The sequence below is a fragment of the Rhodopseudomonas palustris genome (assembly GCF_034479375.1).
GTDB lineage: Bacteria > Pseudomonadota > Alphaproteobacteria > Rhizobiales > Xanthobacteraceae > Rhodopseudomonas > Rhodopseudomonas palustris_M.
The window spans coordinates 732,162-751,641 of sequence record NZ_CP140155.1 but is presented as its reverse complement, the minus strand read 5'-3'; the positions used below and the strand labels follow the sequence as shown (position 1 = coordinate 751,641).

Here is a 19,480-nt window from a genome sequence, read left to right as displayed (position 1 = left end):
CGGCTCGCGCCGATGCGCTGCCGTGCCTTCGGCAGGATCGCCGAAGGCACGAACCCGCGAGCTGTTACTTAATGTTGCGCTGCACGAAGGCGTGGACCTCGGCGGCGATCAGATCCTTGTCGTGATCGATCGTCGCGACGTGATAGGAGCGATTGAGCCACAACAGCTCGATGCGGTCGGAGCCGACATTATTCGCGATCACAGTGGCGTTGTTGGGCGACAGCACGTGGTCGACCCGCGAATTGATCACGAAGGTGGGGCATTTGATCCGCGGCAGCAGCGCCCGTGCGGTGGCGGCCAGGCCCAGCGCATGCTTCATGCAGACCACCGGCACCTCGGCATAGGCGAGTTCTTTGGTCTCGGCGTCCATCATGTCGGAGCCGATGCCGGGGATCGTCTCCGGCAGGCCACGCGCATAGGCGATCGACGCCATGTCGGGCGATTCGATCTGCGCCGCCGCGTTGATCGGGATCACGCCGCTGACCTTGTCAGGATGCATCGCCGCCAGATACAGCGACAGCGTGCCGCCCATCGAAAGGCCCGCGACGAACACCTTGTCGCATTTCGCCGAGATTTCGGCGAGCGCGTCTTCGGCGGCAGCGGCCCAGTCGGCGGCGGTCGTCTTCGCCATCGCCGCCGGCGAAACGCCGTGCCCGGGAAGACGCGGGCCGAGCACGGTGTAGCCCTGCTCGCCCAGACGTTCGCCGAGATAGCGCATGCTCTGCGGACTGCCGGTGAAACCGTGGACCAGCAGAATGCCGATCTTGCCGCCGTCGAACGAAAACGCTTCCGCACCCGATAGAACCACGTCACTCATCTCGAAACTCCATCTCGTTTTGCAGATATTGGTTGTCAGGTTTGCCGCTTGGAATAGGCGATCGCCGCGACGATGACGATCAATCCCTGCAGCATCAGCTTGCCGGGCTCGCCGAGCCCGAAGCTGGTGAGGAAATTGAACAGGAAGGTGAGCATGAAGGCAGCCGCCGCCGGCCCCCACATCCCGCCTTTGCCCATGCCGAAATTGATGCCGCCGAGAATCGACGCCGACAGCGAGTTCAGCGCCAGGTCCTGGCCGATATTGACGGTGCCGACGCCGACGAAGCCGAGCAGAAAGAAACAGCTCAGCACCGAGAACAGACCCGACACGGTGTGGGCGACGAGCACGATCCGCGCATGCGGAATGCCGGACATCTCCGCGGCGAGCGGATTCGAACCGACGGCACGCACGTAGCGTCCGAACACGGTGACGCGGTCGATGTAGTGCAGCGGAAACAGCACGAAAAGCCACAGCAGCGCAGCGACGGGGACGCCGCCGATGCGGCTGGTCACGACGTTGCGGAGAATTTCCGGCACGTCGCCGGGCGCGCGAAACTGGCTGAACGCGATCACCGCCCCGGTGAGAATGATCGACATCGCCAGCGTGACGATCACCGCCGACGCCTTGCGGACGGTGATGATCACGCCGTTGATGAAGCCGATCGCCAGCCCGACGACGATACACAGCGCGATCGCCGCCAGCGGCGACACCGGGATGGTGCCACTGGTGAGGATGTAGCTCGTCACCGCCATGACGCCGGCCGACGACAGGTCGATCGAGCGGCAGCGGATCACCAGGCTCTGTCCGATCGTCGCGAGCCCGAGCGGCGCGGCCTGGCGCAGCATCAGCATCAGGAACAGCGGCGACAGCAGATGCGGGTGGGTGAAATAGGCGATCCCGAACAGCAGCACCAGCAGCGGATAGGCCGGCGGAAGTCCGACGATCCAACGCCCGGCCGAAACGATCGGATTCGTCTCGCGCGATTTCGCAAGGGCGGTCACAGGCCGATGACCTTTCGCTTCTGTAGTGAGATCGCGACCAGCAGCAGGACGCCGGTGAACGCGCTCCTGACGAAGGGCGAGATGCCCATCAGGTTCATGCCGTTGGCCAGCAGCCCGAGCGTCAGCGCGCCGGTGACGGCGCCGAGCACGCCGCCGATGCCGCCGGTGAGCTGGACGTTGCCGAGCGCGATCGCGGTGATCGAATCCAGCGCGAGCGAGCCACCCATCGTCGGGTCCGCGGAGGCGACCCGCGCCGACAGGAACAGCCCGGCGCACACCGCCGACAGGCTGCAGAAGACATAGGCCGCGATGGTCGACGGCACGACGCGCAGGCCGTTGAGGTGTGCGTTGGCAGCGCTCGCGCCGATCGCGTAGATGTGCAGGCCGAGCTGGCTTCGCCGCAGCAAAACGTAGGTCGTGCCGACCGCGGCCACGCACCAGACGATCGCGATCGGCGCACCGCCGACGGTGATGTTGGCGAGCGACTGCAGGCCGGCGGGAATGGCGTTGCTCGGCGCCGGCAGGATGAAGTAAGCGACGCCCTGCAGGAAAGTCGCCATGCTGAACGTCATGATCAGCGGATGCACGCCGAACACCGCGGTGCCGACGCCGTTAGCGGTGCCGACCAGAATGGCGAGACCGATACAAAGTGGGATCGCGGTGGCGAGACTTTGCTGGGTCGAGATCACGCAACTGGTCAGACTGACGAGACTGCCGATCGACAGATCGATCCCGCCGACCAAGGCGACGACGAGTTGGCCGAGCGAACCGATCAGCAGCACGACGATCTGACTGATGAGGTTCGACAGATTCTCGCCGCTGGTGAAATGCGGCGCAGCGAACACCAGGAAGATGAAAACGACGATCGGAATGCCGAGGCTGATCGGCGAGGTGCCGAAGCGCGGATTGAAGAGACGGCCCATCACGACGCCTCAAGCCGCTTGATGCGCGGGGTTTCCCCCGGGCAGAGCGAGATTGAGGATCGCCTCTTCGCTGGCGAGCCTGCCGTCGAGCTCGCCGACGAACGCGCCGTTGCGGATCACCAATATGCGGTCGCACAGTCCGATCAGTTCCATCAATTCGCTCGACGTCAGCAGCACGCCCCCTCCCTTCGCCGCGAAGTCGCGCAGCAGTCGATAGATTTCCGTCTTGGCGCCGACGTCCACGCCCCGCGTCGGCTCCTCGATCAGCAGCACGTTGGAGCCCGCGGTCAGCCACCGCCCCAGCAGAACCTTCTGCTGATTGCCGCCGGAAAGGCTTCCGACGGCTTGTGACAAACCTGTGGCAGCCAGATGCAGCGACTTGGCGAGCGCCTTCAGCAGATCGCGTTTGATCCGCACGCGGGACAGCGCACGCTGGATCGCAAGAATCCCGAGCGATAGATTCTCGCTGATCGGAAGATCGAGAAACAGACCTTCGGTCTTGCGGTCTTCCGGCACGAAGCCGATGCCGCGTCGGACATTCTCGGTCCGGCCGAGAGCGAGATCGACCGCCTCGAGCTCATCACGATCAGCAGCGGCCTTGCGGACCTCGCCCGCGACCAGCGGCGTCACGCCGGCCAGGCAGCGCATCACCTCGCGCTGGCCCTGGCCTTCCAGCCCGGCGATACCGAGGATCTCGCCGCGGCGCAGCGTGAGGTCGACCGGGCTGCGATCGGCGCGGGTTTGCAATCCGCGCGCTTGCAGCAGCGTCGCGCCGAAGCCGGTCGCGCGTGGCGGAAACAGGTCCTGGATCGAACGGCCGACCATCGCGGTCACCAGCGCATTCGGCGTCATCTCCCGGGTCGGCCGGGTGAGAACGTGCTCGCCGTCCTTGAGCACGGTGACGGTGTCGCACCAGCGCGCGATCTCCTCCAGCCGATGGCTGATGTAGAAGATCGCCTTGCCTTCCTTTTGAAGCTGCAGCATCAACTGGCCGAGCTTGTCGACCTCGACCTTGTTGAGCGCCGCGGTCGGCTCGTCGAAGATGAACACCGAGGCATTCGCCGAGACCCCCTTGCCGATTTCGACGAGCTGCTGCTCGCCGATCGAGAGCTCGGAAACCGGGCGCTCCGGATCGAGATCGATGCCGATCCGTTGCAACAACGCCTCAGCGTCCCTCATCATCTGCGTGTAGCGCACCATCATCAGCCGGCGCGGTTCACGACCGAGAAACAGGTTCTCGGCCACGGACAGGTTCGGCAGCAGCGTGAACTCCTGAAACACCGTGGAGATGCCGTGCTTCAAGGCGTCGCGCGGTCCGGACAGACGCACGCGATGCCCGTCGATCTCGACCTCGCCGTGATCGGGCTGATAGACGCCGGCGAGCACCTTCATCAGCGTCGACTTGCCGGCACCGTTCTCACCGGTGACGGCGTGGATCGACCCGGCGTGACCAATGATCGACACGTCGCGCAGGGCCTTGGTCGCGCCGAAGGAGACGGACACGCCGCGCGCGACGACGACCTCACGTGCCTGAACGGGCATCGTCATGACAGCAGACACTTGATCACCGGGTTTCGCTCGTGCTGCTTACTTGCCGAACAGCTCTTTCAGCTTGTTTTCGGGCAGCGTCGACGGCACCCAATAGGCGTCGTTCAGGTCGGGCCGATAATACTTGTCGATATCGGCATTGGTGATCGGGGGCGGATCGGAGAAGTAGCCTTTGTAGATCTGCTTGCCCTGCAGCAGCGCGACCGAGGCGCGCACCACCGCCGGTCCGAGACCCGGCGTGAACACCGGCGCGACGCTCTTCACGCCCGAGCTCTTCCAGATCTTGAAGAAGCCGTTGTTGCCCTCGCCGGTCATCGGCACCAGCGGCTTGCCGGCCTCCTTGAAGACTTCGATGCAGGCGCGGGTCATTTCGGCGCCCGAGAACCAGATGCCGTCGACCGGCTTGCCTGACAGAACGAGGTTTTCGCAGAGCTGTTTCGACTTCGCGTAGTTCCAGTCGCCGAACACTTCGGCGACGATCTTGATGTCGGTGCCTGCGATCGCCTTCTTGAAGCCCTCGTAGCGCAACACTTCCTCGCCGACGCCGGCGACGCCGCGGACTGCCCAGATCGAGCCCTTGCCCTTCAGTTCTTTGGCGAGAAACTCGCCGCCGACGCGGCCGAACGCGCCGCCGCCGCCGAACACTTCCACGGTGCCGTTGAGTTCGCCGTTGCTGGCGCCGAACACCACAACGGGAATGCCCTTGGCGACCGCCTTGTCGACCTGCGCCGCCACCACCGGAAAGGCGATCGGCGAGACGATCAGCAGGTCCACATTGCGCGCCATCAGGTCTTCGATATCGGCGACCTGCTTGGCGGGCTTCCAGTCCGCTTCCAGCACGGTGAATTCGGCGATGTCCTTGTGCAGCGAGGCCTCGTACTTCATTTCCTGAAGCATCTGGACGATCCAGGTGTTGCCGACACCCGGGAAGGCGAGCCCGATCCGCCACGGCGGCGCCTTCTTGAACTTGCCTTCCGGGATGATCTCTTTCGAAGAAGGCTCGATCAGGCCCGGCGGCAACAACTGCACGTCCTCGGCCCAGGCCCCGACCGACGTCACGTTGCCGATCAGCAAAGCTGCCGCCAGCGAAACCAACGCCCGCGAAATTCTCTTCATCGTTTCCCCCTGGTTTTTAGTCGTCCAGGTCGGGCGGGTGACCACGCATCGTTTCGTCAGGGTTCGAAACCGCGCCGGCACATCGGCTCGCGCCTCTGCGTCCGAAGACATGCAAAGGCGGTAGCCGCTAGTCCATGCGGTTTTCAGAATGACGTCCCGAGCGGGATGACCCGACGCCCTCCCCATTCGCAATTTTCGTTTTATGTTTCGTATTCTTCAAAATTCGGACGCAAGCGTCAAGAGAGTTGCGCGATTGTGTTGCATTCGCACCGCCCGTAACCGAACGCAGCCCTGAAACGACAGAAGACAGTCCTTGCGGCAGCAAGAATCGAAAACGCCCGGTGACGAGCACCGGGCGCTTCAGCCTGTCGGAGAATTGCTATCAACTCGAACCGCGACGACGCTCGCCGATCAGCCGAGCACCGGCAGCGTCTCGACATCGTAGCCGTGCGCGATGCGACGGCCCAGAACGGGATCGAAGAGTTCGTAGTCGAAGCGCGAAGCCGGCCTGATGCCGCCTTTCGCCGCGAAGGTTCCGCCGAAGATCGCGGCTCGCTCCGGAAGCCCGGAACCGCCGAAGCCGCGGACGATCAGATCGGCGGGCGGCAGCATGCCCGCGAGCGTGCCCTCCTGATAGAGCACCCGCTTGTCGGCGATCGTCGCGTAGGAGCGCAGCACGAGCTGGTCCCAGTGGTTCGCGACGTCGTCGAAGCACCACAATTCGGGGGCGATCGGCTTGTCGCACATCTGCTTCGAGACGGTGATGTTGTAGGTCTCGACCTTGCGATCGGTGTGATCGGAGCCGACGCCGACATACATCCGTCCATCGAAGCGCATCAGCACGAATTCGACCTCGCCGCTCGAATGCTCGTCGCTGACTTCGATCGCCGGCCTCGTCGTCAGCCGGCTCGCCGCCACACGGTAGTAGATCGGCGTCGAGGCGGGCGGCGCGATTCCGAGCTCCGCGAGTTCGGCAATGTGCTTGTCGCGAGCCACCGGATCGCGGCCGGTCCAGCCCGCGATGATCAACGCATCGAACTGCAGGGATCGCGTGACCTGTCGGTCCTGATCGTGAATGACGAAGTCGATTGGCACGGAATGCATGGTTTCTCTCGTGACGAATGACGGAACGACGCCGACCGGATTCGGCGACCCGCGGGGGCTCGGCTGCCTCCGCGGGCGCTGCCGAACGCTGCGGGCTATTCGCCCTTGCGGGTGTCGAGCAGGCTCCACTGCGCGTCGCGCGCTTCGATCACGTAGATCGGCTTGATGGAGTCGTGGTCATCGCCGAACGAGATCTCGCCCTCGAGAGCGGGAAAGCCCTTCAGCTTCGCCAGCGCGTCCCGGATCGCGGTCCGATCCGCGGCCACCTTGTCCGGCTCGCCGGTGACCGCCGCAACCTTGATGGCTTCTGCGAACAGATAGACGATGTCGTACGCGGATGCATCCTGCTGGTTCGGCTCGTGCCGGGTCATCCCTGCGGCCGAGGTCTTGGCCGCGAACTGCTTGGCGAAGGATCTGGTCCGGTCGTTGAGATCGGCGAAGAACGTGGTGCCGATGGTCATCGAATTTCCGGCTCCCGCCATCCGGCGCGGCAGATCCGGATCGGCGACCGTGGTGCCGCCGATCAGTCGCGCGCTGACGCCCTGGCGCTTCAGCTCCTTGGCGAGGTTGATCGCCGCTTCCGGCGGAGCGCCAAGACCGATGATGTCCGGCTTCATCTGTGCCAGTTGCGAAACCTGCGGCGACAGATCGAACGCATTGTACTGGAAGTCCACCGCCCCCTTGTTGTCGATGCCGTATTTCTTCAACAAGACGGGCAGCACCGCCGTGCCGATCGCTTTGGACACCGTGTCGTCGGTCGCGAAGGCCGTGGCGGCCGTGCCCATCGGCAGCTTCTTGTCGCGCAGCGCCGCCAGCACCTCGTCGATCACCGTCTTTTCGTCACGGGTGTTGCGGAAGGCGTAGCTGAAGCCTTTCGTCAGCCCGGGCGCCGACGACGACATCGACATCTGCACGATGCCGAGACGCTCGCCGGCCGGGAACGCCACACGCACTTCGCCGGAGCTGAACGGTCCGATCACCGCCAGCGCCTTGTTGTCCTCGGCGAACTGGCGCACCGCGAGCGCCGCCTGCTTCGGATCGCCGCCGGTGTCGAACTTCACCAGCTTGAGCTTGCGGCCGCCGATGCCCCCCTTGGCGTTGATCTCGTCGACCGCGAGATCGACGGCGACCTCGTTGGTGTTCGCGAGACTGACATAGGGTCCCGTCTTCGCCATTGAAAAGCCGAGGATGAGATCCGCCGCTCGTGTCGCTCCCGTCGAAACCAATGTCAGTCCCAGTGCGACACCCGCCGCCAAGACGCCGTTTGCTTTCATCACCCCTGCTCCTTTTGCTTCATTGAGAGTTCGCTCGCATCGACGAAGGCTCGTCCGCAATGTCCGCGGCTCCGCCGAGATAGGCTTCCAGCAACCTGTGATCGTTCCGCAGCGCCTCCGACGGGCCGGCGATCGCGACCTTGCCGAGTTCGAGCACGGTCGCACTGTGCGCAACCGACAGCGCCTTGCCGGTGTTCTGCTCGACCAGCACGATCGTCAGGCCGCTGCGATTCATCTCCTCGATCAGATCGAACACCTTCGAGACGAACAGCGGCGACAGCCCGAGGGAGGGTTCGTCGAGCATCAGCACCTGCGGCCGCGCGACCATCGCCCGGCCGATCGCCACCATCTGCTGCTCGCCGCCCGACAGCGTGGCGGCGGCCGTGTGCCGGCGCTGGCCCAAATTCGGAAAGCGTTCATAGATCGCGGCGATCTCGTTGCGGACCGCCTGCCGGTCGCGGCGCAGATGCGCGCCGAGCAGGAGATTTTCTTCGACGGTCAGCGACACCAGAACCTGCCGGCCCTCGGGAACGAGCACCAGTCCCTGCGCCAGGCGGTGGTGCGCGCGGGAGCGCGACACATCCGTTCCCCGCAATGCGATCCGTCCCCGGCTCGCCGGGACGGCGCCCATGATCGCCAGCAACAGCGTGGTCTTGCCGGCGCCGTTCGCTCCGAGCACCGTGACGATCTCGCCGTCGTCGACGGACAGCGATACGCCGTCGATGGCGGTCACCCCGCCGTAGGCCACGGTCAAATCCGAAACCGAGAGGATGGCCGTCATGCCGCCGCCTCCGATCCGAGATAGGCCGCGCGGACCACCGCATCGCGCTGAACCAGCGAAAGCGGCCCCTCCGCGATCTTCTCGCCGAAATTGAGCACGACGACGTGGTCGCAGATCTTGTCGACGAAGTGCATGTCGTGCTCGACGATCAGCAGCGTCACGCCGCGCGCCTTGAGCAGTTCGAGATGCGAGGTCAGGCCCTGCGTCTCGACGGGATTGAGGCCCGCGGCCGGCTCGTCGAGCATCAGCAGCGAGGCCCCGGCGAGCGTCGCCCGCACCAGATCGATCCGCTTGCGAATGCCGTAGGGAAGTTCGCCGACCATCGCGTCCGCATAGCCGTCCAGCCCCATCTCGGCGAGCGCAGCGACCGCCTCCTGCCGCCAGCGGTGATTGCGAAACGGCCGAAACGGCGTCAGCAGATCGACCAGTCCGGAAGTGCGGACGTGCTGCCCGACCAGCAGGTTTTCCCAGACCGTGAGATGCTGCATCAACCGGACGTTCTGGAAGCTGCGCGCGATTCCCAGCGCGATCCGGCGGCGTGATGGAACGGACGTGATATCACGCCCGTCGAAGGTGACTTTGCCGGCATCGGGACGGAACACGCCGCTGACGATGTTGAAGGCGGTGGTCTTGCCGGCGCCGTTGGGCCCGATCAGTCCGACGGTCTGGCCGCGCGCGACGGCGAAGCCGAGATCGCGAATGACACGAACGCCGCCGAACGACTTGCCGACGCCGTCGAGCGCGAGAAGCGGGGCGGCCGCGCTCATGACCGCACCCGCGACGTCGCAGCACGCCGTCCGACGGCGCGGAACAGAGCGCGGATTCCCGTCGGGGTGACGAGCCCCTGCGGACGAACCGCCATGAAGGCGACGATCAGGGCCGCGAACAGAACGTAGCGCCAGGATTCTCCGGCTCGCAGCAGTTCCGGGGCCAGACTGAAGAAGATCGCCCCGACCAGCGGACCCCAGACCGTCTGCGTGCCGCCCAGCAACACGTACAACACGGTGTAGATGCTCAGGCTGACGCTGAAATGCTGCGCCTCGATGAAGCTGAAGTGATGGGCGTAGAGACCACCGCCGATGCCGGCGATCACCGCGCCGATCGTGAAGGCGGCGACCTGCAGGGCGCGAACCCTCAGCCCCAGCAGATCGGCGACCAGGCGATCGTTCTTGATCGCGGTCAGATAGAGCGTGAAGCGGGTCTGCGACAGCGCGACCACGAACAACACCACGGCGGCCGTCATCGCATAGACCGCGATCGGCGGCGCGTAGAGCGGGACCTGATAGCCGGCCGCGGCACCGACGACTTCGAGATTCAGGAACACGGCCGAAATCACCTGGCCGAGCGCAAAGGTGGCGAGCGCCAGATAGATACCGTGGGTGCGCAGGATCGGAATGGCCACGACCAGCGCGATCGCGCCCGCCGCAGCGCCGCCCATCGGAAGCGCGGCTGCCAGCGGCCAGCCCGTCTCGGTGGTGAGATACGCCGCCGTATAGGCACCGATCGCCATGAAGCCGGCGATGCCGAGATTGAGCTGCCCGGCGACCAGCGGCAGATACACCGCATAGGCCGCCATGATGTTGAAGCAGAGGATGATCAGAACGCCGGTCTGGTAGCCGCTCATCTCAGAGCTTCTCCCGGATCGCCGGCCGGCCGAACAGACCGTGGGGCCGCAAGATCAGAAGGGCGAGCAGAGAGCCGTACACCGCGATGTTGACGGTGTCGGCGCCGAACGCCCAGATCGATCCGACTTCGATCACGCCGATGATCAGGCCGCCGATCACCGCGCCCCAGACGCTTCCCATGCCGCCGATGATCATCGCGGCGACGCCCTTGAAGCCGACGCCCTCCCCCATGAACGGCGAGACCTGGAGATAGCTGAGCGCGAACATCACGCCGCCGAGCGCGGTGAACATGGCGGTCAGCACGAAGATCTTCGGCACCAGCCGCCCGACGTCGACGCCGAGAAGGACGGCGGTGCTTCGGCTCTCGGCGATCGCCCTGATCTGCCGCCCGAGATTGGTCCGGCCCAGCACGATTGACAGGCCGATCACGAGCAGGAACGTCACGACCAGGCTGATGGCTTGCGCGGCGCCGATGACGAGGCCGCCGATGCGGAAATTGAAATCACCCAGCAACGACGGAAACGCCTGCTGGTCCGAGCCGACGCCGAGCAGCGCCAGATTCTCGAGCAGCACGAGGAAACCGAGCGACGACACCAGCGGCACTTCCGGGTCGGCGCCCCGGGTCCGGCGATAAGACAATTGCTCGACCGCCAGCGAGACCAGCGCCGCCGCCGCGAGCGCGGCGCCGATCGCGAACGCCCAGTGCCACCCGCCGGTGAGCATCACCCAGGTCACCATTCCCCCCACCATGAACAGGCCGGGAATGGAGAAATTGAGGAAGTTGAGGATACCGATCGCCAGCGTGAACGACACGCCCACCAGCACGTAGATCGAGCCGAGCATCACGCCGTTGATGAGCTGCTGGGCGATCATGCCACACGCCTCCGGCGGACGACGCGCCGCAGCTCTCCGCCGAGCGCCAAGTGGCGGCGAGATTCCGCGGAGGAGCGAACGGCAGCGCGCCCGTCCGCAAGGCGAATGGTCGTGATGACTGTCGGCATCGCGGCGGGCATCAAACCGGATCGAAGTAATGGAGTTCGAACAGCACGCAGCCCTGCTCCGACTTGAACGGTCCGTGGAACGCCCCCGGCGGACGGCAGGCATAGGTGAACGGCTTGAAGCTCTCGCCGCCGTTTCCGTTCTCGTCATTGCCGACCGTCAGGTCGCCGGAAACCAGAAACACTTCTTCCCAATACTCGTGGACGAACGGCTTGGTGGTGAACTCGCCGGGCTCGAAGCGAAGGAGCCGGCTGCGCGAGCCGCGGCGGTTCTCTTCGTCGAGGCCGCCGGACAGAATCTTCTGCTGAATGCCCTTGGGATAGCCCGCCGGCACTTCCCACCCGGTCGTCATGTCGACCGCCCGGAATTCGTCGTGGATCTTGTTGACAGCCATGTTGTTCTCCCTGGATCAGGCGGCTTGAGAGGTCTGGAGCTCGTCGGCGAGCTGGTAGCCGGACAGCATTCCGTCGACGAGCGATCCCGCGCCGTCCCAGTCGTAGCAGCGGAACGAATGTCCCTTGGTCACGAAGGTCGCGCCGGCGTAGAACATCTCGTATTGCTGGTGACGCGACGCGAATTCGGAACCGACGGCGTCCCAGGCGAGCTTGTAGAACTTGACCTTGTCGATCGCACTCGCGGCCGGCGATTGCTGGGTGCGCTCCACCAGCGCGGCGATCTCCGGATTGGCGAGGTCCTGGATCGACGACGGCAACATGATCATGCCGCCGCCGGCGAGATCGCGCAGCGTATTCAGGATCTTCGGATAGAGCTGCTGGGTGAGCGTCTGCGCGGCGTACAACGTGTGCCGGTCCGGCACGAAGTAGCGCCCGTAGTGAACGCCCTTTGCCTCCATCGCGGCGACGAACGCGTCGATCATGCCGCCTTCCGCGGCGAGCTGCCCCAACGTTTCGCGAACCTGCGGGAAGCCGAGCACGCCGTTGATTTCGGCGGTCCGGCGCGCCAGGCCGATCAGAAAGCGAACCTTGACCGACAGCCGCACCATCGCCTGATAGTTCTGATAGACGTGCGCCGGAGTCGCATGGAACTGCTTCTGGCACATCTCGATGTTCTTGAAGACGAAGATGCGATCCCACGGCACCTTGACGTCTTCGAAGTGCAGCACGGCGTCGTTCTCGTCGAACCGGCTGGACAGCGGATTGTCGAACACTGACGGCGACGACGCTTCGTAGGATTTGCGCGAGAGGATCGACAGGCCCTTGGTGTTCATCGGAATCGCGAAGGACAGCGCGTAGGCTTCGTCGCCCGGCTGCAGCGGCTGAATGCAGGTGACGAACACCTCGTCGGCCATGATGCCGCCGGTGGCCAGCATCTTGGCGCCGCGCACCGTGATGCCTTCCGCGTCCTGATCGACCACGCCCGTGGTCAGGAAAGCGTCCTTCTGCTGGCTGGCGCTCTTCGACCGGTCCGCCTGCGGATTGATGATGACGTAGGTCAGATAGAGGTCCCGGTCGCGGGCGTAGGCGTAGTAGTCCGCCAGCGCCTTGGCGCGCGCCTCGTCGTAGGCCTCGAACTGATCGAGCCCCATGTACATCCCGGCGATGCAGGAAGCGACGTGATCGGGAGCCCGTCCGAGGAAGCCGGCATGCAAGCCGCCCCAGGCCTCCAACGCGCGGCGCCGGTCCCGCAGTTCCTCGAAGCTCTCCGGCAACTGCCAGATCCGGTTCGCCCGCTCGCCGGTCGGCGTCGCGAAGGTCATCAGATCGCGGTTGCCTTCGTCCGTCGCGAAATCGAACAGCTTTGCGACCGAGCGGATCGACCGCTGGAACGCCGGATGCCGCGTGGTGTCATCCACCTTGCGACCGTCGATGAACACGGCGCGCCCGTCGCGGAGCCCTGCGATATGCTGATTTCCTGTCTTCATCGTCCGTCGTTTCCTTTGCTTTGCCCGTCGTCGATCAGTAGTGAATCGGCAGCGGCCACATCGGCTCGCTGCCTCCCTGCCGACCGAGGCACTGATATTTGCCGCGGAAGAACACCAACGGCTCCTCGTCTTCGCGAACGCCGAAGCGCACCACCCGGCCGACGAAGATGACGTGATCCCCGCCGTCGTATTGCGCATAGGGCGCGCATTCGAAGTGCGCGAGCGCCCCCGCCAGCAGCGGCGCCTCGGCGTGTCCTATCGAATGCGAGACGTTGCTCCATTTGTCGCTGGACGCCTTGGCGAACTGATTGGACAGCGCCTCCTGCCCGCGGCTCAGGATGTTGACCGCGTAGCCGTCGGCGGCCTGCATCGCCGCCAGGCTCAGCGCGCGGCGGTCGACGCTGAACAGAATCAGCGGCGGATCGAGCGAGACCGAGTTGAACGAACTCATCGTCATCCCGATTAAGGCGTTCGCTTCGCCGCGGGCGGTGATGACCGCCACGCCCGTCGCGAACTGCGACAACGCCGAACGAAAGCTTCTCTGATCCAGACTCATCGATGACCCGCGACCTCAACTAGCTTTGATCCAAAGCTATCTTCCAAAGCCAGTCAAGCGCGAATGCGATGCATTCGCCCAAAAAAGATGCGGCAGCGCGGCATCAAAACGGGCAATGGCGCATCGGCCGCCGCGCGCGGCAGCCGGCCGTCATGTCGGGGATGGGAAGAACTGCGGCGGCGTCAGCGCCGGCGGGCGACCTTGCGCGGCACTTCCGGCACAGCCGGAGCCGAGGGCGCGGTCAGGAAGCTCATCAGCGTCACCGCCTTGTCGCCGCACGGCACCAGTCGCGCCATCATCGAGGACAATTGCCGGAATTCCGACGCGCTCAGGCAGTCGAACAGCGCGTCGTTCACCGGCGCCTGCATCTCGACCAACTGGTCGAGCAGCTTCCGGGCCTTCGGCGTCACGGTGAGAAGGACGCGCCGACGATCTTCCTGATTGGCCCGCTTGTGGAGCAGACCGGCCTTGACGAGTTTCGATACCTCGATCGTGACGAAGGCGCCGGAGAGATGCAGATGTTCGGCCACGCGACTCACTCCGACTCCCTCTTCGCCCTGCAGATGCGCCACCGAAATCAGGGTCGTGTAGGCGATCCCGGAGATACCAAGCCGATCGCCGAACCCGGCGCGGCATTGGTCCACCCGCGCGCTGAACGCGAGGAAATCATGAATGAAGGTCCGGAAGATCCGATCGTCCCCTCCCGGCATCAGTTCTGATTTCGAAACGGTTGGGCGGCGCAAGGTTTCAACTCCCTGGATTGTCGCGGCCGAGAGGCAGTCGACCTTGTCGTACAGAAAGAGCCGTTTGTACAGATTCGCGTCGGCAGCCATCTGCGCGAGGGGAACAGACCGTGCGGAACGGGTGGTCGCACGCGCGCGCCCGTGGCGCGGAGCATCGATCAGAGAGATAGCAGAATTGGCGCGGCTGCGGTTGCTGATCGAGGCCCGATCGACGCCGCGTCCGCAGAATCTGTCGAAACTCGCCGGCCCCCGCCCGACGGCGTCGGTGTCTTGCGTCAAATCAAGTGCGAGAAGGAACGGACGTGCTTAGTCCGTGCACCGCATCGAAGCCACGCGCGAGCAGTGAGATTCCGAACGCAACGCGGCCGCGTCTCGCGCCGCCGGACCGAAGCCGCCACAGCGGACGCCCCGGCCTCGGGGTCAAGGTCTCGACTGAACTAAGGACTTGGACGTCGCGCCATGAATTCCCCGATCAGGCATCTGAAGCGCGTGCTGCTGTTCGGCGCGCTCGTCTTGGCCGCCGGCACTGCGCTGCCCGGCCCGGCGATCGCAGCCAGCGCCCGGATCGCCTCGATCAACATGTGCACCGATCAGCTTCTGATCGCATTGGCCGATCCGGTGCAGATCGTCGGCCTCGGCCCCTATGCCCGCGACCCACATCTGTCCTGGTCGGCGAAGCAAGCGCGCAGTTTTCCACGGCTGTCGGGCGAAGCCGAAGACCTGTTGCTGCTGGCGCCCGACATCGTTCTCGCCGGGCGCTACGGCAAGGCGGCGACGCGCGAGCTGTTGCGCAGCAATGGAATCGCGATCGAAGAATTCGACGTCCCGCGCAACATCGACGACGTGAAGGCGCAGATCCGGCGTGTCGGCGATCTCGCAGGCCACCCCGAACGGGCCGACGCGATCATCGCGCGGATCGATCGATCCGTCGCGCGCACCCGAGCGATGGCGTCGCGTTGGCGCGACCGCATTCTTCCGGTGTCGCGACGCGGCTGGATCGCGGGCAGCGACGGCTTGCTGAGCTCGCTGCTGGAGGTCGCCGGCCTCTCCAATGCGGCGGCGGAGATCGGCCTGACCTATGGCGGTTTCGCGTCGCTCGAAACGATCGTCGCGTCGCGGCCGGATCTGCTGCTCGTCGCAGACGACAAGCCTTTCGCGGAAGATCAAGGCAAGGCGCTGCTGCTCCACCCGGCGATCCAGCGCGCCTACCCGCCGAATCGCCGTCTCGTCTTCCCGGATCAACTGACGATGTGCGGCGGGCCGATGCTGCCCGATGCACTCGACCAACTCGCCGATTCGATCGCGCGGATTCACCAGGACGAGGACGCCTCCGTGCCCCGGCAGCATCCCTGACGAGGCCTGCGCGCGTCGCGCAGCGGCGGGGGCGTCATTCTTGCGACGCCTCCTTGATCCGCTTCGGATCCTGATCGCCGCCATCCCACAGCTTCGGCTTCTCGAGCCACCGCTGGATGAAATTCCACGAGCGGCGATAGCCGTTGTGAGGCAGCGTGCAGGCGCTGCAGTCCTTGCGCTTCAGGCCGTTGCGATCGGTGAACACCTGATAGGGCCCGGGGCACTCATAGGCGATCAGCGGGCAGTAGCAGAACAGGCAGTTGAACTCCCGCGCGACGCCCTGATGGCACGGCAGGAACGGGCAGGCCTCGTTGGTGAAGCCCTTGAAGGCCTCGTTCGTCGTCGTGTCTTTGGGTTCCATGTCCACTCCATGGCAAGGCCCTCTCCATCGCTCGGCGGCATCGCATCGACGCACCGGCGTGCGTCGCGCGAACCGCCGTTCTGGTGACGGCCAACGCACGGCGAATGCCCGCGATGCGCTATCAGCGATCGGTCAGGCGATAGCGGCGATCTGCGCTGCGACGACTTCGAACTACGTCTGAATCATCATGAGGTTCTCCGCTGTCGACCCGCCGTCGACATCAAGTGGACGATTGCCTGCGGCCGGTCTCCTGGCTCGCGGATATGGTCCGGATCGCCTTCCCGAGCGCGACAACGATCGCTCAGTGGCAGCTTGATCGCGGACGATCCGCCTACAGTTGCGGGGGCAGCCGCGGAATTGGCGATCGCTCGCCGCACCGCATTCCCTGTTTCACCTCTCTTCCGAGAGGCACCGAAGGCAATGCAACCAGAGCACGCCTCGCGTCCCCACGCAAGCGCGATCCGGATTCGGAAACGACTACCAAGATGCGCGCCGGGAGCCCGCCGCGCACGATCAGCAGGATCGCTTGCACCTTCGTCTGACAGGCCGCCTCGAGCCTCCTCTCGTCTTGCGTCCGCCGGGGCATCGTGCTGTTGTCGGTCCGTCTACGGTGCCTCTCGGAAGAGAGGTGAAACAGGGAATGCGGTGCGGCGCGAAAGCGCCAAAGCCGCGGCTGCCCCCGCAACTGTAAGCGGATCGCTTCCGATCACACGCGCCACTGAGACCGCCGAAGCGGCTTCGGGAAGGCGATCGGGACAACATCCGCGAGCCAGGAGACCGGCCGTAGATCCGTGCAATGCCATTCGACGGTGGGTCGAAGAAGGACGTTCAGATGCCGCATCAGCTTTCCACGTAGCGCCCTCATCATCGTCGTCGAATTCGTTCCGTCGATGCTGTCCGAGCCTGCTCGCGACGGCGCGGAGATGTTTGTCCGACGACTTCGAAGCGTCTTCCGCCTGCGCGGAGGTACGCGCTTGTCTCCTCCTCACTCTCGCAGCCCCATGCACGCACCACCAAGCGACCCGCGTTTCTGCACGATCACGGCCGTCGATCACGCGCTCGAGCCGCTGCTACGCAGCCGGATCGACGCCAAGGCAAAACCGCCGGGCTCGCTCGGCCGGCTGGAAGACCTCGCCGTGCAACTCGGGCTGATCTGGCATCCGGCGCCGCCGCGCGCGGACCGCGCCACGGTTTTCATCTTCGCCAGCGATCACGGGATCGCGGCCGAAAGCGTGTCGCCCTATCCGGTGAGCGTGACGCGGTCGATGGTCAGCGCCTATCTCGCCGGATGCGTCGGCGTGAATGTCCTGGCGAAAGCCACAGGCGCCGATGTCTGCGTGGTCGATGCGGGGATCGACGACGACCTGCCGCCCTGCCCCGGGCTGATCGATCGCAAGATCCGGCGCGGCACCCGCAATGCCAGCCGCGAGCCGGCGATGACCATTGACGAGGCGCGGCGCGCGATCGACACCGCAGTCACACTGGTTGCCGATGAGATCGACGGCGGCGTGGACATCGTCGCGATCGGCGAGATGGGCATCGGCAACACCACCTCGGCCGCGCTGATCACCCATCGTCTCGCCGCGGCGCCGATCGCCGACTGCGTCGGCCGCGGCGCGGGGCTCGACGACGCCGGCGTCGCCCACAAGCGCGCCGTGGCGGAGCGAGCGGCGGCGCGGACGACTGCCACCGCCCCGCTCGACGTCCTCGCCGAATTCGGCGGTTATGAAATCGCGATGATGGCCGGCGCCGTGCTGGCGGCGGCGGCGCGGCGCCGTCCGGTGGTGATCGACGGCTTCATCGCCAGCGCCGCAGCGCTGGTCGCGGTGCGGCTGCATCCCGAGGCACGGGATTATTGCGTGTTCTCGCATCGCTCGGCCGAGCGCGGTCACAAGGTCCTGCTCGAGACGATGGCGGCGACGCCCTATCTCGATCTCGGCCTGCGGCTCGGCGAAGGCACCGGCGCGCTGATGGCGATCCCGCTGGTCCGCGCCGCCGCCGGGATCCTCACCGAATTCGCCGACCTCTCCGACGTTCTGGCCGGCACGATCGGGCAGCGTTCGTGATCCGCCGGCTGCAGCCTCTGCTGAACGCGATCCAGTTCATGACGCTGATTCCGACGATGGGCGCCTCGCGCCTCGACGACGACTGGGTGCTGCCCGCCGCCAAGTACTTCCCTCTGGTCGGCGCGCTGATCGGGCTCGTTAGCGGCGGCGTGCTGCTGATTGCCTCCACGATCTGGACGGGCCTAGTGCCCGCCACGCTCGCGGTGCTCGCCGGCGTGATCCTCACCGGCGCGCTGCACGAAGACGGCGTCGCCGACACCGCCGACGGGCTGTTTGGTGGCCGGACGCGCGAGCAGCGGCTCTCGATCATCAAGGACAGCCGGATCGGCAGCTACGGCGCGGTGACGCTGGTGGCGAGCCTCGTTCTCCGCATCGTGCTCCTTGCGAGCCTGCCTCCCTGGCTCGGCGCCGCGGCGCTGGTGGCAGGCCACAGCCTCGGTCGTGCCGGCATCGTGCTGGTGATGTCGCTGCTGCCCTATGCGGGCAATGTCGCGACCGCCAAATTGAACTACCCGACCGCGCGGATCGGCGGCGGCGGCGCAGCAGCGGCCGCGGCGTTCACCGTGCTCGGCCTGCTATGGCTGGCGATCGCCGCCCCTGCGGCCGCGATCTTCGGACTGGCCGGCGCTGTGACCCTGGCACTATTACCAGCCTTGGCGGCGCAGCGTCTGCTCGGCGGCTATGTCGGCGACGTGCTCGGCGCCACCGAACAACTCGCCGAGATCGGACTGCTGCTCGGCGTCGCCGCGATTGCAGGCGGGGGTCAGATCTGATGCGCCGGACCGTCGCGCCAGTCGAGCGGCAGGCAGAACGGGCTCGCTTCGCCGTCGTACTCGCAGCCCCGCCCGATGCGCTCGATCGCCTCGACCATGCGGCCGTTGCGCGCGAGAATGTCGTCGGCGATCGCGACCATCAGCCGGTTCGGCGTCGCGACCGGCGAACAGCGGCGCAGTTCCTCGGCGATCGCGTGCTCGTCTCCCGGCGCGCGCGCGCAGGCGATGATATAGGCCGCGGCCGGCGAGCGGCTGACGCCCATCCAGCAATGCACCAGAACGTCCTCACCGCTTTCGCAACCGTGCGCGAAATCGATGATCCTGCGCACGATCGCATCGTCCGGCGCGACATGGACGGAGCCGGTCTCGACGACGTCGTTGAAAGCGAGGATCAGCCGTTGTTCGGGCAGCCAGTCTTCGTTGAAGACGACGCGCTGCCACGGCGCCATCAGCGACAGCGAGCGCGCCGGCCGCAGCCGCGCGACGAGATCCTGAGCATGGCTGAGGGCGCTGACGATGATCACGCCGGCGTCGTATCGCCGACGCCGCGCCGGCGTC

Annotated in this window: 20 protein-coding genes and 2 riboswitches; of the genes, 3 read left to right on the top strand and 17 right to left on the bottom strand. The window is 65.7% G+C overall.

What is annotated here, in order from left to right; genetic code table 11:
* Positions 1-64: 64 nt before the first annotated feature.
* The 15 genes from SR870_RS03310 to SR870_RS03240 form a co-directional block, all read right to left on the bottom strand.
* The gene (locus SR870_RS03310; protein WP_322516625.1) at positions 65-817 is read right to left on the bottom strand and encodes an alpha/beta hydrolase; all 753 of its coding nucleotides are present in this window, start codon (positions 815-817) and stop codon (positions 65-67) included.
* Positions 818-852: 35 nt separating this feature from the next.
* Entirely contained in the window at positions 853-1,818 is a 966-nt protein-coding gene (locus SR870_RS03305; RefSeq protein WP_322516624.1) for an ABC transporter permease, read from the bottom strand.
* On the bottom strand, positions 1,815-2,741 hold the full coding sequence (locus SR870_RS03300; protein WP_322516623.1) for an ABC transporter permease: 927 nt from the start codon (positions 2,739-2,741) through the stop codon (positions 1,815-1,817). The genes SR870_RS03305 and SR870_RS03300 overlap by 4 nt, the downstream gene beginning before the upstream one ends.
* Before the next feature lie 9 nt (positions 2,742-2,750).
* Positions 2,751-4,289 carry a sugar ABC transporter ATP-binding protein gene (locus SR870_RS03295; RefSeq protein WP_322516622.1) on the bottom strand — a complete coding sequence of 513 codons (1,539 nt, stop codon included), beginning with the start codon at positions 4,287-4,289 and terminating at the stop codon, positions 2,751-2,753.
* Positions 4,290-4,328: 39 nt separating this feature from the next.
* A complete protein-coding gene (locus SR870_RS03290) occupies positions 4,329-5,405 on the bottom strand; it encodes an ABC transporter substrate-binding protein (RefSeq protein ID WP_322516621.1) in 1,077 nt (358 codons plus the stop codon).
* Between the two features lie 411 nt (positions 5,406-5,816).
* Positions 5,817-6,509, bottom strand: coding sequence for a DUF2848 domain-containing protein (locus tag SR870_RS03285; protein WP_322516620.1), 693 nt, complete (start codon positions 6,507-6,509; stop codon positions 5,817-5,819).
* Positions 6,510-6,604: 95 nt separating this feature from the next.
* Positions 6,605-7,684 carry an ABC transporter substrate-binding protein gene (locus tag SR870_RS03280; RefSeq protein ID WP_322516619.1) on the bottom strand — a complete coding sequence of 360 codons (1,080 nt, stop codon included), beginning with the start codon at positions 7,682-7,684 and terminating at the stop codon, positions 6,605-6,607.
* A gap of 118 nt (positions 7,685-7,802) precedes the next feature.
* Positions 7,803-8,564, bottom strand: coding sequence for an ABC transporter ATP-binding protein (locus SR870_RS03275; RefSeq protein WP_322516618.1), 762 nt, complete (start codon positions 8,562-8,564; stop codon positions 7,803-7,805).
* Entirely contained in the window at positions 8,561-9,331 is a 771-nt protein-coding gene (locus SR870_RS03270) for an ABC transporter ATP-binding protein (protein ID WP_322516617.1), read from the bottom strand. The genes SR870_RS03275 and SR870_RS03270 overlap by 4 nt, the downstream gene beginning before the upstream one ends.
* A complete protein-coding gene (locus SR870_RS03265; protein WP_322516616.1) occupies positions 9,328-10,188 on the bottom strand; it encodes a branched-chain amino acid ABC transporter permease in 861 nt (286 codons plus the stop codon). The genes SR870_RS03270 and SR870_RS03265 overlap by 4 nt, the downstream gene beginning before the upstream one ends.
* A 1-nt stretch (position 10,189) precedes the next feature.
* Positions 10,190-11,062, bottom strand: a complete 873-nt coding sequence (locus SR870_RS03260; RefSeq protein WP_322516615.1) for a branched-chain amino acid ABC transporter permease — start codon at positions 11,060-11,062, stop codon at positions 10,190-10,192.
* 139 nt (positions 11,063-11,201) lie between these two features.
* The gene (locus tag SR870_RS03255) at positions 11,202-11,582 is read right to left on the bottom strand and encodes a cupin domain-containing protein (protein ID WP_322516614.1); all 381 of its coding nucleotides are present in this window, start codon (positions 11,580-11,582) and stop codon (positions 11,202-11,204) included.
* A gap of 15 nt (positions 11,583-11,597) precedes the next feature.
* The gene (locus tag SR870_RS03250; protein ID WP_322516613.1) at positions 11,598-13,070 is read right to left on the bottom strand and encodes a 4-hydroxyphenylacetate 3-hydroxylase family protein; all 1,473 of its coding nucleotides are present in this window, start codon (positions 13,068-13,070) and stop codon (positions 11,598-11,600) included.
* 34 nt (positions 13,071-13,104) lie between these two features.
* Positions 13,105-13,626, bottom strand: a complete 522-nt coding sequence (locus tag SR870_RS03245) for a flavin reductase family protein (protein WP_322516612.1) — start codon at positions 13,624-13,626, stop codon at positions 13,105-13,107.
* A gap of 182 nt (positions 13,627-13,808) precedes the next feature.
* Complete coding sequence (locus tag SR870_RS03240; RefSeq protein ID WP_322516611.1) at positions 13,809-14,648, bottom strand: MarR family winged helix-turn-helix transcriptional regulator; 840 nt, start codon at positions 14,646-14,648, stop codon at positions 13,809-13,811.
* Positions 14,649-14,828: 180 nt separating this feature from the next.
* Here SR870_RS03240 and SR870_RS03235 point away from each other — a divergent pair, with 180 nt between their 5' ends.
* A complete protein-coding gene (locus tag SR870_RS03235; RefSeq protein ID WP_322516610.1) occupies positions 14,829-15,722 on the top strand; it encodes an ABC transporter substrate-binding protein in 894 nt (297 codons plus the stop codon).
* A 34-nt stretch (positions 15,723-15,756) separates the two neighbouring features.
* Here the strand turns inward: SR870_RS03235 and SR870_RS03230 are convergent, their stop codons facing one another.
* Positions 15,757-16,083 (bottom strand): cysteine-rich small domain-containing protein, encoded by a 327-nt coding sequence (locus SR870_RS03230; protein ID WP_322516609.1) that lies wholly within the window; start codon positions 16,081-16,083, stop codon positions 15,757-15,759.
* A gap of 222 nt (positions 16,084-16,305) precedes the next feature.
* A riboswitch (cobalamin riboswitch) is annotated at positions 16,306-16,514 on the bottom strand.
* Positions 16,515-16,674: 160 nt separating this feature from the next.
* Positions 16,675-16,884: riboswitch (cobalamin riboswitch) on the top strand.
* Between the two features lie 200 nt (positions 16,885-17,084).
* Between SR870_RS03230 and cobT the strand changes: the two genes are divergently transcribed.
* Both cobT and SR870_RS03220 read left to right on the top strand, forming a co-directional pair.
* On the top strand, positions 17,085-18,149 hold the full coding sequence (gene cobT / locus SR870_RS03225; protein ID WP_322516608.1) for a nicotinate-nucleotide--dimethylbenzimidazole phosphoribosyltransferase: 1,065 nt from the start codon (positions 17,085-17,087) through the stop codon (positions 18,147-18,149).
* Entirely contained in the window at positions 18,146-18,922 is a 777-nt protein-coding gene (locus SR870_RS03220; RefSeq protein WP_322516607.1) for an adenosylcobinamide-GDP ribazoletransferase, read from the top strand. The genes cobT and SR870_RS03220 overlap by 4 nt, the downstream gene beginning before the upstream one ends.
* Here the strand turns inward: SR870_RS03220 and SR870_RS03215 are convergent.
* Positions 18,913-19,446 (bottom strand): protein tyrosine phosphatase, encoded by a 534-nt coding sequence (locus SR870_RS03215; RefSeq protein ID WP_322516606.1) that lies wholly within the window; start codon positions 19,444-19,446, stop codon positions 18,913-18,915. The genes SR870_RS03220 and SR870_RS03215 overlap by 10 nt on opposite strands.
* Positions 19,447-19,480 lie beyond the last annotated feature (34 nt).

Coding starts and splice junctions, on each gene's coding strand:
- SR870_RS03310 (WP_322516625.1), bottom strand. CDS start 817: ATGAGTGACGTGGTTCTATCGGGTGCGGAAGCGTTTTCGTTCGACGGC.
- SR870_RS03300 (WP_322516623.1), bottom strand. CDS start 2,741: ATGGGCCGTCTCTTCAATCCGCGCTTCGGCACCTCGCCGATCAGCCTC.
- SR870_RS03295 (WP_322516622.1), bottom strand. CDS start 4,289: ATGACGATGCCCGTTCAGGCACGTGAGGTCGTCGTCGCGCGCGGCGTG.
- SR870_RS03290 (WP_322516621.1), bottom strand. CDS start 5,405: ATGAAGAGAATTTCGCGGGCGTTGGTTTCGCTGGCGGCAGCTTTGCTG.
- SR870_RS03285 (WP_322516620.1), bottom strand. CDS start 6,509: ATGCATTCCGTGCCAATCGACTTCGTCATTCACGATCAGGACCGACAG.
- SR870_RS03280 (WP_322516619.1), bottom strand. CDS start 7,684: ATGGCGAAGACGGGACCCTATGTCAGTCTCGCGAACACCAACGAGGTC.
- SR870_RS03275 (WP_322516618.1), bottom strand. CDS start 8,564: ATGACGGCCATCCTCTCGGTTTCGGATTTGACCGTGGCCTACGGCGGG.
- SR870_RS03270 (WP_322516617.1), bottom strand. CDS start 9,331: ATGAGCGCGGCCGCCCCGCTTCTCGCGCTCGACGGCGTCGGCAAGTCG.
- SR870_RS03265 (WP_322516616.1), bottom strand. CDS start 10,188: ATGAGCGGCTACCAGACCGGCGTTCTGATCATCCTCTGCTTCAACATC.
- SR870_RS03260 (WP_322516615.1), bottom strand. CDS start 11,062: ATGATCGCCCAGCAGCTCATCAACGGCGTGATGCTCGGCTCGATCTAC.
- SR870_RS03255 (WP_322516614.1), bottom strand. CDS start 11,582: ATGGCTGTCAACAAGATCCACGACGAATTCCGGGCGGTCGACATGACG.
- SR870_RS03250 (WP_322516613.1), bottom strand. CDS start 13,070: ATGAAGACAGGAAATCAGCATATCGCAGGGCTCCGCGACGGGCGCGCC.
- SR870_RS03245 (WP_322516612.1), bottom strand. CDS start 13,626: ATGAGTCTGGATCAGAGAAGCTTTCGTTCGGCGTTGTCGCAGTTCGCG.
- SR870_RS03235 (WP_322516610.1), top strand. CDS start 14,829: ATGAATTCCCCGATCAGGCATCTGAAGCGCGTGCTGCTGTTCGGCGCG.
- SR870_RS03230 (WP_322516609.1), bottom strand. CDS start 16,083: ATGGAACCCAAAGACACGACGACGAACGAGGCCTTCAAGGGCTTCACC.
- cobT (WP_322516608.1), top strand. CDS start 17,085: ATGCACGCACCACCAAGCGACCCGCGTTTCTGCACGATCACGGCCGTC.